Source organism: Oscillatoria sp. HE19RPO (genome assembly GCF_024220515.1).
GTDB lineage: Bacteria > Cyanobacteriota > Cyanobacteriia > Cyanobacteriales > Laspinemataceae > Laspinema.
On the sequence record NZ_JAMXOT010000218.1, the window covers coordinates 17,353 to 29,280 of the forward strand.

At 49.3% G+C, this 11,928-nt stretch carries 12 protein-coding genes; 5 read left to right on the forward strand and 7 right to left on the reverse strand.

Going from position 1 to position 11,928, the window contains the following annotated elements:
• Window positions 1–28: 28 nt before the first annotated feature.
• Both NG833_RS19650 and NG833_RS19655 read left to right on the forward strand, forming a co-directional pair.
• Window positions 29–421, forward strand: a complete 393-nt coding sequence (locus tag NG833_RS19650; RefSeq protein ID WP_254566966.1) for a hypothetical protein — start codon at window positions 29–31, stop codon at window positions 419–421.
• A 231-nt stretch (window positions 422–652) separates the two neighbouring features.
• A complete protein-coding gene (locus tag NG833_RS19655) occupies window positions 653–1,225 on the forward strand; it encodes a pentapeptide repeat-containing protein (protein WP_254566967.1) in 573 nt (190 codons plus the stop codon).
• A gap of 60 nt (window positions 1,226–1,285) precedes the next feature.
• Here the strand turns inward: NG833_RS19655 and NG833_RS19660 are convergent, their stop codons facing one another.
• Window positions 1,286–2,302 carry a saccharopine dehydrogenase-like oxidoreductase gene (locus tag NG833_RS19660; protein WP_254566968.1) on the reverse strand — a complete coding sequence of 339 codons (1,017 nt, stop codon included), beginning with the start codon at window positions 2,300–2,302 and terminating at the stop codon, window positions 1,286–1,288.
• A gap of 523 nt (window positions 2,303–2,825) precedes the next feature.
• On the opposite strand from NG833_RS19660, the gene NG833_RS19665 reads away from it, so the two are divergent.
• The 3 genes from NG833_RS19665 (at window position 2,826) to NG833_RS19675 (ending at window position 3,967) form a co-directional block, all read left to right on the forward strand.
• On the forward strand, window positions 2,826–3,035 hold the full coding sequence (locus tag NG833_RS19665) for a DUF2997 domain-containing protein (RefSeq protein ID WP_044196389.1): 210 nt from the start codon (window positions 2,826–2,828) through the stop codon (window positions 3,033–3,035).
• A gap of 75 nt (window positions 3,036–3,110) precedes the next feature.
• Window positions 3,111–3,497 (forward strand): DUF1257 domain-containing protein, encoded by a 387-nt coding sequence (locus tag NG833_RS19670; RefSeq protein ID WP_254566969.1) that lies wholly within the window; start codon window positions 3,111–3,113, stop codon window positions 3,495–3,497.
• Window positions 3,497–3,967: a ferredoxin gene (locus NG833_RS19675; protein ID WP_254566970.1), complete on the forward strand. Its 471-nt coding sequence runs from the start codon at window positions 3,497–3,499 to the stop codon at window positions 3,965–3,967. Before NG833_RS19670 ends, NG833_RS19675 begins: the two co-directional genes overlap by 1 nt.
• 283 nt (window positions 3,968–4,250) lie before the next feature.
• Here NG833_RS19675 and NG833_RS19680 read toward each other — a convergent pair whose 3' ends face one another.
• The 6 genes from NG833_RS19680 to NG833_RS19705 form a co-directional block, all read right to left on the reverse strand.
• Window positions 4,251–4,529 (reverse strand): YiaA/YiaB family inner membrane protein, encoded by a 279-nt coding sequence (locus tag NG833_RS19680; protein WP_254566971.1) that lies wholly within the window; start codon window positions 4,527–4,529, stop codon window positions 4,251–4,253.
• Between the two features lie 378 nt (window positions 4,530–4,907).
• On the reverse strand, window positions 4,908–5,519 hold the full coding sequence (locus tag NG833_RS19685; protein ID WP_254566972.1) for a hypothetical protein: 612 nt from the start codon (window positions 5,517–5,519) through the stop codon (window positions 4,908–4,910).
• 179 nt (window positions 5,520–5,698) lie between these two features.
• Window positions 5,699–6,826 carry a type II secretion system F family protein gene (locus tag NG833_RS19690; protein ID WP_254566973.1) on the reverse strand — a complete coding sequence of 376 codons (1,128 nt, stop codon included), beginning with the start codon at window positions 6,824–6,826 and terminating at the stop codon, window positions 5,699–5,701.
• Between the two features lie 191 nt (window positions 6,827–7,017).
• Window positions 7,018–8,118, reverse strand: coding sequence for a type IV pilus twitching motility protein PilT (locus NG833_RS19695; protein WP_254566974.1), 1,101 nt, complete (start codon window positions 8,116–8,118; stop codon window positions 7,018–7,020).
• Between the two features lie 77 nt (window positions 8,119–8,195).
• Window positions 8,196–10,211 (reverse strand): GspE/PulE family protein, encoded by a 2,016-nt coding sequence (locus tag NG833_RS19700; protein ID WP_254566975.1) that lies wholly within the window; start codon window positions 10,209–10,211, stop codon window positions 8,196–8,198.
• A 1,064-nt stretch (window positions 10,212–11,275) separates the two neighbouring features.
• Complete coding sequence (locus tag NG833_RS19705; protein ID WP_254566976.1) at window positions 11,276–11,497, reverse strand: hypothetical protein; 222 nt, start codon at window positions 11,495–11,497, stop codon at window positions 11,276–11,278.
• Between the last annotated feature and the right edge of the window lie 431 nt (window positions 11,498–11,928).

Here is an 11,928-nt window from a genome sequence, read left to right on the forward strand (position 1 = left end):
TCTACCCTAAACCAAAATTTTTCAAGATATGGAAGAAAATTGGTGGTGTCGGGTTTACGCCAACAATCTGAGTGAAAGGGGCATTACGACGCCTGAGAGTGCTTATCAAATGACAGAAGTAGGGATTCTTTTCTATCAAATTCTCCGGCTTACGGCTTCGTTTCGCTATGCTTTAGTTGGGGTGGAAGTTGATGAATTTAGGACTTATAGTGAACTTTTGGAAGATTTACCTGATTTATCAATTCCGGGATTAGTTTTAGCTCAAAATCTGACGGCAGAGTTTGAAACGATGCCCGGGTTTAAACAGTTTAATTCTACTCATATTTGGCGACCCTACGAAGGAGAAACCTATACTCCTTTAAAGGGTTCGCCAGACTTTAAAAAGCAGCTAGATGAGCTTTTAAGTTTAGCTACTATCTAAAGAATCATCCATTTGTGTGGGGGTTGACATTTCGCCGGACAGGTTTACATGACCCTTGTACCCATCTCCTTTGAAATAGGGTTTTTCACCAGGTGGTTTTCTCGCCCTCTAACCACCTCCAACCCACACGCACCCCAACCCAAACTATTAGCCAAACCTTAAACTTTTCCAAATAACCGCCTTATTCTGAGAAAATAGAAGAGTAAGGTGTAAAATAACCCCCTTAAAAATATGGATGCTAAGGAACTACTAGAACGGTATGCGGCTGGAGAACGAGACTTTCGCGATACGGACCTGTTCCGGGCGGATCTGAGTAATGCGGAGTTGAGTGGTGTCAGTTTCTTTCGCACGAGCTTGTTTGGTGCTAATCTATTTCGCGCTAAACTTGTTGGCTGTGATTTCTTCCGCTCTACCCTGATTGGGGCCAATCTCTATTGTGCGAATCTGAGTGGGGCAAATTTGACCGGCGCAAATTTGACCGGCGCGAATCTCAGTGGTGCGGATTTAAGTGGTGCGGATCTCACGGATGCGGATTTGGGCGGTGCGGACTTGAGTTATGCCACGTTGCATTATACGGATTTCACAGGTGCCAACTTGTTTCGGGCGATGTTGGTAGATGCGAAGTTGAATCATGCCAAGTTGGTGCGGGTTCGCTTGCGGGGTGCGAATTTGAATGGGGCGATCGCAGAAGGGGCGATTTTGTCTAAGGTGATGGGGCTTTCGGAGGAGGCGAAACAGGACCTGCTCGATCGCGGTGCAGTATTCCAAGAGTTGGCAGAAGCGGTTCCCTCCCCGATCGCCTGACTTAAGCAAACTCGGGGGCGATCGCACTTCAAAACTCACCCGGCGATCGCCCCCTCAGACTTACTGCACAAACAACGGCATCACTTCCGCCGCTGTTAACAACCCGTAAATCCCCCGTTGATGCAAGCGCACTCCGGCTTTCAAATACCCAAACGCAGGACCGCAAACATTCGCCGCCATACTGGTTTCATCCCCGAGGGTAAAGGTATGAGTCGAAATTTTACCCTCGAAAGTGCGACCCGTAATTTGGACATTGGTACTCAGGGGCTTTTTGGGATTGCGGGTATCTACAATCCCGCCCACAGTGACGCGATCGCGCGAACAAATTCCCGCCAATTCCAACATGATATCATCGGCGTGCTCCATGTTTTCCAAGGCCAATTTGCCATCGGTGCGATCGAGCAACGCTTCCACCTCTGCATCGCTCATCGCCATCGCTTGGGCTACGGTATAACCAGGAATATGGGCAATATCTTCGCGAATCGTGGCACGATAGGCTTCCCAGTTTGCAATCCCGACGCCAAAGGTAATTTTCACGCTATGGATTTCAGCATAACTTTGGGCGGCTAAAGCCGCAGCAGCCGTTAATAAGCCGGGGGTAGCACCACAGCCTGTCATGTAGGTAATCCCGGCTTTTTGTAAGTCATCCTGGAGTTCAAGTAACTGTTCAACGGCGCTAGTGCGTTTGAGCGCATCGACTAAGACGCCGCGCCATCCAGACTCGATAAATTGTCTCGCCACCGATGCCATGAAGGTATTGGGAAGGTTGGGTAAGGCGAGGAAATACCCATCCACGTCAGCTTGAGAAATTAATTCGGCGATGCTGTCTTGGCTGAGGATGCCACCGGGTTCGAGATAGCCGAGGGACCCCTGTTGATGGTAGGTGCGGATGCAGGCATCGGGATTTAAGCCTTGGGAATTGTAGGCATATCCTTGTTTATCGGCAGCAGCCACCCAGAGGGTTTCGCGTTTGGGGGCGAGGATCCGGGCGGCAGCTTGTCCTAAGCCTCCAAACCCGAGAACACCGATGCGGAGGGGTTTTTGGGTTGGGGAGTGGGGGGTTTGCAGGTTACTCATGGGGGATTCCTTGAATTAAACAGATTCCCATTATCTAACGGAAGTTGAGCAGCAGCACGGTTTCTGGGGTGAGATGCGCCGGGATTTGTAAAGAATTATGAATGACTGGACGGGGGCCAGACCTATCAAAATTTTTATGGGGGAGCATCAATTGTGTCAATGTTTCCAGACGGTTGGTCCTAGATTAGCCCGGGGTAAAGCGGCCTGACTGTAGAGCAATGGCGGGGATGGGGAGGGGTTGAAAATAGCTGGGACTCAAGGGGCTGCCCCTTCAGATTTGGTAGCGGGGATCACTTGACGACTCCCTCAACTTAGGGGAAACTTAGCAAATATTGAGTGATTTACTCTAATCGGTAATAAATTTTGTTAAGGTATGACTCAATATAATTCGATTGGTCACAATAAGTAACAAGGCTGGCCAATCTGGGCAGTCTAGGATCCCTGAATTGACCCAAAGGCCTGACTGGCGGCGCTAGGGATGCCTGCGGATGAATTCCAACCACCTACAACGCAAACCAAACCCATGGAAACACTCGAATTTGTCATCTACCCCGATGGTCGAGTGCAGGAAAAAGTCACTGGCATTGTCGGTGCATCCTGTGCAGAAGTCACAGCGGCGATCGAAGCCCAACTGGGACAGGTCCTTGTCCAGGAGAAGACTTCGGAACATTTTGCCCAAGTGGTAGAACTGTCCCAGACTGCAACCGCCCAGGCGAGTTGGAGTGAGTGGTAAATTTTTGTAAAACTGCAATTTAATTGTTTCTGGTCCCTTTAGATTCACAATTGTCAGCAAAAGAGAGTCATCACTATGTCACATTTCAGCCAAATTAAGACCCAAATTCGCAATCTGACTTCGTTGCAATCGGCGTTAACGGAGTTGGGAATTGACTGGAAATCTGGTCCGACGGAGGTTCGGGGTTATAAAGGATTAACCCATAATGCCGAAGTGGCGATCGCCCAAGAGAATGGGTATGACATCGGGTTTGCTTGGAACGGCGAAGAATATTCCCTGGTTGCAGATTTGCAATATTGGCAGCAACCCTGGACGGTGAATCGGTTTCTGAATGAAGTTACCCAGCGCTATGCCTTTCACACTGTGGTGAATGAAACGGCGAAACAAGGGTTTCAAATTGCCGAACAGGAAAAAAATCAGGATGGTTCGATCCGGGTTGTCTTGCAACGTTGGGCAAGCTAATGGATGATTTTTCTGAGTTCTCAACCCCCGAAACTCCGGACCGTTCGGGTCTGGAACCGGAGTTGGGTGGCGCGTTACGGGATGCTCCGGAACGTTCAGGTTTGGAGCCAGAGTTAGGCGGCGCATTGCGACAAAATGGTGTCTATGTGGACGAACCGACTTGCATTGGCTGCAAACATTGCGCTCATGTGGCGCGAAATACCTTCTATATTGAGGAGGATTATGGACGTTCTCGGGTAGTTCGTCAGGACGGAGACCCGGAGGATGTGATTCAAGAGGCGATCGACACTTGTCCAGTGGACTGCATTCACTGGGTGGATTACACGGAACTGAAGCAACTGGAAAAAGAGCGACAGTTTCAGGTGATTCCCCGAGTGGGTTATCCGGTGGAACAGGCGGTTTCTATTGTGGGGACTCGTCGTAAAAAAGAAGTGTCTAAGTCGAAGAAAAAGAAGCCAACTCGGGACTAGAGGGGTGCGCTTGACTCACTTCAAAGAGGCGAAACTTGATTGTTTTGGTTTGTTGAAGGGGTAGGAAAGCGGCTTGATTTTGAAGACAGTCTCAAATGGGATAACGACTGAAGTCGTTACTACAAACAACAGCCTCAAATGGGATAACGACTGAAGTCGTTACTACGAACAGGGGTAGGAAGCTGGAGAACGACTGAAGTCGTTACTACGAACACCGGGTAAGAAGAAGCCCCGATTTGCAAGAAAGCCTCAATGGTTGATGACTGTTGGGGCTTTTTTGGGTTTATTTCAAGCTGTTATGTTCGGTGAGGATGCGTTCGACTCGCGCTTCTTCTACTTTTGAGGTGAGTTTTTCGGCTTCATGGCGATCGCGTAGAGTTTTGGCGAGGCTAAATGATGAGCCGACGGTGAAGAGGACCCCCATTCCCATGTAGCCTTTGACCCAATTGTTAACGGGTAAGTTAACGATGCCTACGCCCGTCGCGGCTAAGGCGATCGCAAAGGAAGCCCAAACTTGAATAATCCAGGCTGTTGTGTGTTGTTGCGAAGGAACTTGGTTCATAAAAAACACCCTCAATCTCTGGTTTTCACCCGGTGTAAAAATTCGATGGTTTCCTGATCTGGTTTGGCTTGATTCTATTGCCGAAGGGGTGAAGAATTAGAAACCCTGTGCCAGTTTGAGAAGTGGCATCTAGGCTGATTACAATGGGGTCAGGAAAAGACCGATGTGGCGATCGCCTCCTCCTCGGATTTTTCCCGGCGATCGGGACTTGGAGGTGCAATCAGGGAAGGGGTATAAAACCTTGAGAAAGTCCTTGACAATTTTACCCATATCTAGTAATAGATTTTATTTCAAATTACAGGAAAGGGCGATGGGAACTACACCTGAATATCCTTTGATTCACCCCGGTAATTCCTGATATCGGTGCAGGGGGAGCAACTATTCTTCAATGATTTTTTCTTCCTGGAAAATAAAAAGATCTTCCGCTTCCTCCAAGGGTTCCTCCTCATCAATTAACCCACTGAGGTTTTGAACGACGAAGGGGAGAGAAGCCCCTTTAAGACCACGTTTAATGCGATCGGGGGTATCATCAAACACTACAAATAGGGGATAAATCGTATCCGACCCTTCCCCAATCATGTATTGGTAACGCAGAGGCATTAACCACTCGTAGGCGTGAGATAACCACATTTGAGTTTGTCGCCACCGGCGGAGTAAATCGGAAAAATCTTCTTCGGGACGATGAATAAACACAAAGATTTCCCCACCCATTTTAACCTTCCAATCCGGGTCACACATCAGAATGGCGACATCGCAGGGTAAAGAAATCACCTCACCGGAGTTGGCATTTAATCCAGTGGGAGAATGGGAAGAGATGGTTTCGCGAATGCGGATATTCGGCAAGGGAATGGGAATGACACTTTCCTGGGGACGGCGCATACTTGGAATCATTTCCAAATAGGTTCGATACTGCCGAAGCAGGGCGATCGCACTGGCCCGATTACTATAGTCAGCCAGTAATTGTTCGTAATGGTATTGTTTAAGAGACATGATTTTTCAAGACTTTTCAACTTCTGGATTGACCTCAACTGAGTCAGCATTCCAGTCAATGAGCCGTATCAAGAAACCGACATCAGATGACAAGCGGGGGAAATTGACAATAAACCCCGCTAGTGCTTAGAATTTTGCTCTCAGGAATCGGTTCGTCAATCCAGCTCATCCCTCTCGGTTTATCCGAGTTGGTCAAACACTGCAAACATGGGCAGATACATAGACATCAAAATCGAACCCACCATTGCCGCAATCCCCACCATCATAATCGGTTCCAGGGTACTGGTGAGACCTTTGACCGCTTGTTCCACTTCATCTTCATAAAAATCGGCAACTTTGGACAGCATCTTGTCCAGTTCCCCGGTTTCTTCTCCAATTCGCATCATCGAAATCGCCATTGCCGGAAAGATGTTTTCTCTCTCAAAGGCTTCCGTTAAGCTCCCCCCTTGTTCCACCTCGGCTTTACCATTATTAATCGCATTAGTAATCACCTGATTTCCGGCAGTACGGGCCACAATATCAAAGCAACTGAGCATGGGGACGCCCGCGCCGGTTAACATGGAAAACGTGCCACAGAAACGAGCCACCGCAGTCAGTTTAATTAATGGACCAATGACGGGTAAGTTTAAGTACATCCGATCGCAGATTAAGCGGCCTTGGGGGGTTTTGTAAAATGCTTTGTAGGCAGTCACTAGGAGGAAAATGGAGACAATCAAGGAACCAATTTTTACCGGCGTCCGAGTAAACTCACTGATTCCCAGCATAATTTGGGTAAACATAGGTAACTCTGCACCCAATTCCTCGAAAATGCCCGCAAAGGTCGGCAGCAGAAAAGTCGTCATGGCGAAAAACACGATGACCGCAATACTTCCCACTGCTTTGGGATAGGCGGAGGCGGATTTGATGTGGTTTTGAATTTTGGCGGATTTTTCTAAGGCAATGGCGAGACGGTTGAGCACCATGTCAAGCACCCCCCCAATTTCGCCAGACTCGACCATTGCACAGTAGAGGTCATCAAAGATATCGGGGAATTTGGACATCGCCTCGGAAAGAGGGACCCCAGTTTCCAGTTCTCCTTTAATCTGCCGCAGGGCCTTTTTTAATTTGGCATTATCTGAGGTTTCCCCCAGCATGGCGATCGCCTTCATTAACGCCACACCAGAGTTAAACATCACGGCTAATTGACGGGAAAAAACGGCTTTGTCTTTCACCGTCATTTTAGCCATTGCCACATTCAGATTTTCTTCAAATGCGGCAAAATCAAAGCCTTTCTTTTTTTCTTCCGTTGTAATAACGTTTGTCGCCATAGTTAACCTCCTGTTCGGGATAAATTAAGAGAGTGCAGGGATGGAAGGACTCGGAGCATCCGTCAATGTCTAATGTAAGGGCCGATTCCATCCTAACAACCGGCGATCTTGATCTGGATTGGCCTGGGGAGATCGGAAGGATTGACGGGGAGGGATTTACCCATTCCCCCGCCAATATCCTGCCAACCCAATTAGCGACCTGCCGGTGCATTGCTGAGGGCCGGTGAGGGTCCGATCAACCGTTCGAGTTCATCGGCTTTCACCGCTTTACTCATCGCCGCATCCCAAGAGATTTTGCCATCTTTGTAATGTTTAGCCAGAGCCATTTCCATCGTCTGCATTCCCAAGCGACCCCCGGTTTGGATCATGGAGTAAATCTGCGCCGTCTTGCCTTCTTTGATTAAGTTGCCAATAGCAGCATTATTGACGAGAATCTCCTGGGCGCAGACCCGACCTCCGCCAATTTTAGGGACCAAGTTTTGACTGCAAATCCCGATTAACGAAATCCCCATCTGGGCGCGAATTTGAGATTTAACTTCTGGCGGAAACACATCCAGCATCCGGTCTACGGTCCCTGCCGCCGAGTTAGTGTGCAGAGTCCCGGTGACCAAGTGACCTGTTTCTGCAGCAGACACCGCCAGAGAAATCGTCTCAAAGTCCCGCATTTCTCCCACTAGAATAATATCCGGGTCTTGACGCAGAGCTCCTTTGAGAGCATTCGCGAAGCTCTTGGTGTCTTCCCCTTTTTGCCGTTGGTGAAATAAGCTCTTGATATTGGGAAACACATACTCGATCGGGTCTTCCACCGTGAGAATATGTTCAGCGCGGGTGCGGTTGATCAGATCCAGCAATGCGGCCATCGTGGTGGTTTTTCCCGAACCCGTTTGACCCGTGACCAACAATAGCCCCCGAGGGCGCTCGGTCATTTCCCGGATCACCTGGGGAACCCCTAACTTATCCGCATTGGGAATGGTGGAACCCAAGGCCCGCAAACAAGAGGCCCAGCAACCCCGTTCCCGATAAACGTTCACCCGGAACCGGGCCAATCCTTTAACCCCGTAAGCGCAGTCTAAATCCCAGTTCTGCTCCAACGTTTTGCGCTGTTGGTTGTTGAGCATTTGGAAGATGACTTGCTGACAATCTTCCGGGGCGAGACTTTCCCCAAATTGGGTCTGAGGAGTTAGTTTCCCGCTGATGCGGAAGAAAATGGGTGCACCGGCTTGGATGTGGATGTCTGAGCCACCTTGTTCAACCAGGGACTCCATAATATCTTCAATGACCAGACCTGCCATAGTCGCGTTCTCTCCGATAATCTCTGTTTAGATTGTATTGAAAGTAAATTGTTGTGGAAAGTTAGGCCGCGATCGCCTTACTCTTGGAAGCGTGGGGTCAAGCAGTACAGACAATCCAGCCACTCTTGCTGCAATCCGGCCCCGCAAGCTTTACAAGTTAGGCCCGTTTTGCGTTTGGCTTTGAGTTCAGCTTCCAAGCCCGAGTCCGTAAAGGTAACCCGTTCAACCTCTTCAAAGGTGGTATGACCTTCCCGAACCAGGTTGAGGCTATAGGCGAGCAAGGTCACCATCCCCTCTTCCACGGCGGCTTCCTTAATCCGTTCCGTGGGAGCACCTTGAGAAATTAACATTTGGAGATTTTCAGTGTTTTTGAGGACTTCATAAACCCCAACCCGGCCTTTATATCCACCGCCCCCACATTTCTGGCATAAAGTCCCTGCTTCTTGGGCGGCTTTGCGTTCTGCTGGGGGAATGGAGTTCGCTTTATAGAAGGTGATATTATTTTCCCCAGAAACGGAGAGACCAAAGCGACCGAGTTCTTCGGGAGTGGGGGTATAGGCGATGCGACATTCGCTACAAACCCGCCGCATCAAGCGCTGGGCCAATACCCCAATCAGAGAACCGGCCACCATGAAGGGTTCAACCCCCATTTCATCTAAACGGGCGATCGCCCCTGCCGCGTCGTTGGTATGCAGGGTGGTTAACACTAAGTGACCCGTCAAGGCCGCTTCAATCGCCGTTTTCGCCGTTTCTTTATCCCGGGTTTCACCCACCAGAATGATGTCCGGGTCTTGCCGCATGAAGGCCCGCAACAAGTTGGTGAAGTCCAATCCTTTGGCCCGAATCACCTGACATTGGGTAATCCCGGGCAAGGCATATTCAATCGGGTCTTCGGCGGTGGAGATATTCACCGCTGGGTCATTCCGTTCGGCTAACACCGAATACAGCGAGGTGGATTTCCCCGAACCCGTGGGTCCCGTCACCAAAATCAGGCCAAAAGGACGACTGGCCATTTCCCGGACTAGGGCCAAACTCTCCGGATTGGAAATTAACTTATCTAACCCCAACTGGGTGGAGGAGTTGTCCAAAATCCGTAAGCAGAGTTTTTCGCCATACCGCGACGGCAGACAGTTTACCCGGAAGTCCACGGTGCGTCCCTGGAAGATCCGCCGAATCCGTCCATCCTGGGCATTCCTCCGTTCGGCAATATCCATATCGGAAATAATTTTGAACCGAGAGGTCAAGGCATTTGTAATTTTACTGGGTAACCGGGCAAACTCCTGGAGTACGCCATCTTTGCGCATCCGCACTCGGAGAAACTCTTCCTGGGGTTCGACGTGGATATCGGAGACGCCATCGGAGAGGGCTTTGGCTAAGATTTTATTAACGGTGTTAATAATCGGTGCGTCGTTGGCCCCGCGCAACGCCGCATCCAGGTTCATGTCTTCATCTTCTTCTGGGGCGTCAATCAGGGAGTCGTCCTCGCCTCCATTGAAGAGGTCAGAGTTCAGGCTTAAATCGAGTTTATTGGCTTGTTCGGCTTTGGCCTGTTGCTCTTTTGCCTTTTCGTCAGAATATTGATTGAGTAAGTGGTTATAGTCTTCTGGTGTAATCACCAGTCGGCGTAGTCTCAGTCCCTGGGGTCTGAGGATGCGGCCCAAGTCGTCCAGGGCTTCTAAGTTATCTGGATCGACCATTGCCACGGACACTGACGGGGAGTCGCCCTCGTTGCGGGAGATGGGCAGGATGCGATGGCGACGGCAGCTTTCCAGGGGAAGTAATGTCTCTAGGAGTGGACCGAGTTGTTCCGGTGACAGTTCGGTGATTTCCGGATCCAAGGCTTCTACGCCGTAGACAATTTTCAGTTCAAAAAGCTGTTGTTTTTTGTACTGCCTGAGCAACTCTGGAGGCAGTTGCTTTCCGGTAATGGCTTCGAGGACCTCGGTAAGAGGTTTGCCGGATTTGCGACTTTCGATGTGGGCGCGTTGAACTTGTTCGCGATCGGCATAGCCCGCTTGGATGAGCTTATTGCCGAAGGGAGAAAACGCATTCTGGACAACTACAGCACGCCGCTGTGATGCGAAGTTTGTCATGGCTGGTGGTTTAATATGCTTACTTAGATTATTCCCAAAATTAAGCCGGTTAAGCGCTTTTTGCCCCAAGTGGTTGGCTGGCGCTGGGGTTGATCCTGAAGATCCCCACAGAGTCGCACGGGTGGGGCGAGAGGGAGTGAGGGTTCATCCTCACTCCCTCTCGCCGCTGTGGGTTTAGTTCAATGTTTACTGGATTATCTTTGATGATAGCTTTTACCACCCCGAAAGCACCAACTTTTGAGCAATATATTCTCTTATTTATAGCTTGATGTCGCACAGTTAGGGATTAATTTTTGGCAGTTTTGGGTGGGGATTGATTCTCAAGGGTTGAGTTTTTCAAGGGTCGCCTCGATCCGAAGCCTGATTCACTTAGGGTTATCTCTAGCTTGCATCGGTCAGTTAGGGATCAACTGCCTTGCCTCGGTCCCTTTGTTCATTTTTCACCTGGAAGGCGATCGCTGTTGGATGACTTAATCCGCCTTTATACCTAAAACCCTCTAAACTCAACGGGCGATCGACGATCCCCATCGGTTACCAGCCAACCAATTCTCTTCACTGAAGGGCAATCCGATCATCCATTTCCGGGTAAAGATATCCGGGCATAGTGCCTTGGCCTTGTCCTGAGCAATATTCACGGTGGGGTTTGATGATTTGGAGTTTCCTGAAGCGATCGGTTTCCTAACTCTGCTAAAACTCTCTAAGCTGATATTCCCTGAACAGCTTGGCAAAAACTCTTGGCAGTTTCAGCCTCTTAATTATAGGGGGTTTCAGCCAACCCCAATCATATTTTATCAACCTAAACCCAGCTTATGAGTTTGTGTTGATGAAATCCAAATGAAACAAGGTGTAGCAGGGACGGGTTTAAACTCGAATACCCTCACCCTATCATCTTTCCCAGGCAGGTCCGGTATTGTAAATCACATTCAGCCAATCTCGCGCTATTTTTATTTCAATATAAAGGGTTTGAGATGTCATTGTAATCTCAAAGTTAGAGGAATCGGACCCTCGGACCCACTATTCCTAGACAAGAATCAGACTATTTTGAATGAGCAAGAGTGGGGAAGCTAGTTGGCTTTTGTGGGTGGGGGAGAAATATGGCGAGTGCAATATAAAATGAAGAGAACGAGGGAGAGTTGAATCGGCCAAGGAGCAATGACTAGATCGCAGCTAACCCCCAGGGTACCGACGGCGATCGCCAGAATTCGGGGAATTTCTTCCGAGGTATTCATATAACAAAACCAGGCTGTTAAACTGCTTCCCAGTGCGATCCAAAAAATTCCGATCATTTTGAGTCCCTCCTCAAGGGCGAATCATGAATCGATTACATCCCTTAATCTCTTTTATTTTCTAGCTCTAATCTAACCCCGCATTCAAAATAAATCCGTGATGATAAGATGTGCAACCCTAAGATAATCATCACCCGGTCAGGAGATCTAAATCAACCCCAGAGGCGATCGAGATCGCCTCTACCCCCCTCCCCGTCCACCAGTTTGTAGTAACGACTTCAGTCGTTCCCCCCCCCTGGCAGCAGTTTGTAGTAACGACTTCAGTCGTTCCCCCCCGTCCAGCAGTTTGTAGTAAGGGAACTCCAAAAAATAAAACCTTCAAAAAACCCGCAGGCTCAAGCCTGGAGCTACACGGACAAAGCGGTGCCTGCGCGGGCTAAAAGAGCCTTGTTAGGTGCGATCGCATCAAAGCAAGGATGATTTATTTGTTG

Excerpts from the sequence above, each read along its gene's own strand:
- NG833_RS19650 (WP_254566966.1), top strand. The coding sequence starts at position 29 with ATGGAAGAAAATTGGTGGTGTCGGGTTTACGCCAACAATCTGAGTGAA.
- NG833_RS19655 (WP_254566967.1), top strand. The coding sequence starts at position 653 with ATGGATGCTAAGGAACTACTAGAACGGTATGCGGCTGGAGAACGAGAC.
- NG833_RS19660 (WP_254566968.1), bottom strand. The coding sequence starts at position 2,302 with ATGAGTAACCTGCAAACCCCCCACTCCCCAACCCAAAAACCCCTCCGC.
- NG833_RS19665 (WP_044196389.1), top strand. The coding sequence starts at position 2,826 with ATGGAAACACTCGAATTTGTCATCTACCCCGATGGTCGAGTGCAGGAA.
- NG833_RS19670 (WP_254566969.1), top strand. The coding sequence starts at position 3,111 with ATGTCACATTTCAGCCAAATTAAGACCCAAATTCGCAATCTGACTTCG.
- NG833_RS19675 (WP_254566970.1), top strand. The coding sequence starts at position 3,497 with ATGGATGATTTTTCTGAGTTCTCAACCCCCGAAACTCCGGACCGTTCG.
- NG833_RS19680 (WP_254566971.1), bottom strand. The coding sequence starts at position 4,529 with ATGAACCAAGTTCCTTCGCAACAACACACAACAGCCTGGATTATTCAA.
- NG833_RS19685 (WP_254566972.1), bottom strand. The coding sequence starts at position 5,519 with ATGTCTCTTAAACAATACCATTACGAACAATTACTGGCTGACTATAGT.
- NG833_RS19690 (WP_254566973.1), bottom strand. The coding sequence starts at position 6,826 with ATGGCGACAAACGTTATTACAACGGAAGAAAAAAAGAAAGGCTTTGAT.
- NG833_RS19695 (WP_254566974.1), bottom strand. The coding sequence starts at position 8,118 with ATGGCAGGTCTGGTCATTGAAGATATTATGGAGTCCCTGGTTGAACAA.
- NG833_RS19700 (WP_254566975.1), bottom strand. The coding sequence starts at position 10,211 with ATGACAAACTTCGCATCACAGCGGCGTGCTGTAGTTGTCCAGAATGCG.
- NG833_RS19705 (WP_254566976.1), bottom strand. The coding sequence starts at position 11,497 with ATGATCGGAATTTTTTGGATCGCACTGGGAAGCAGTTTAACAGCCTGG.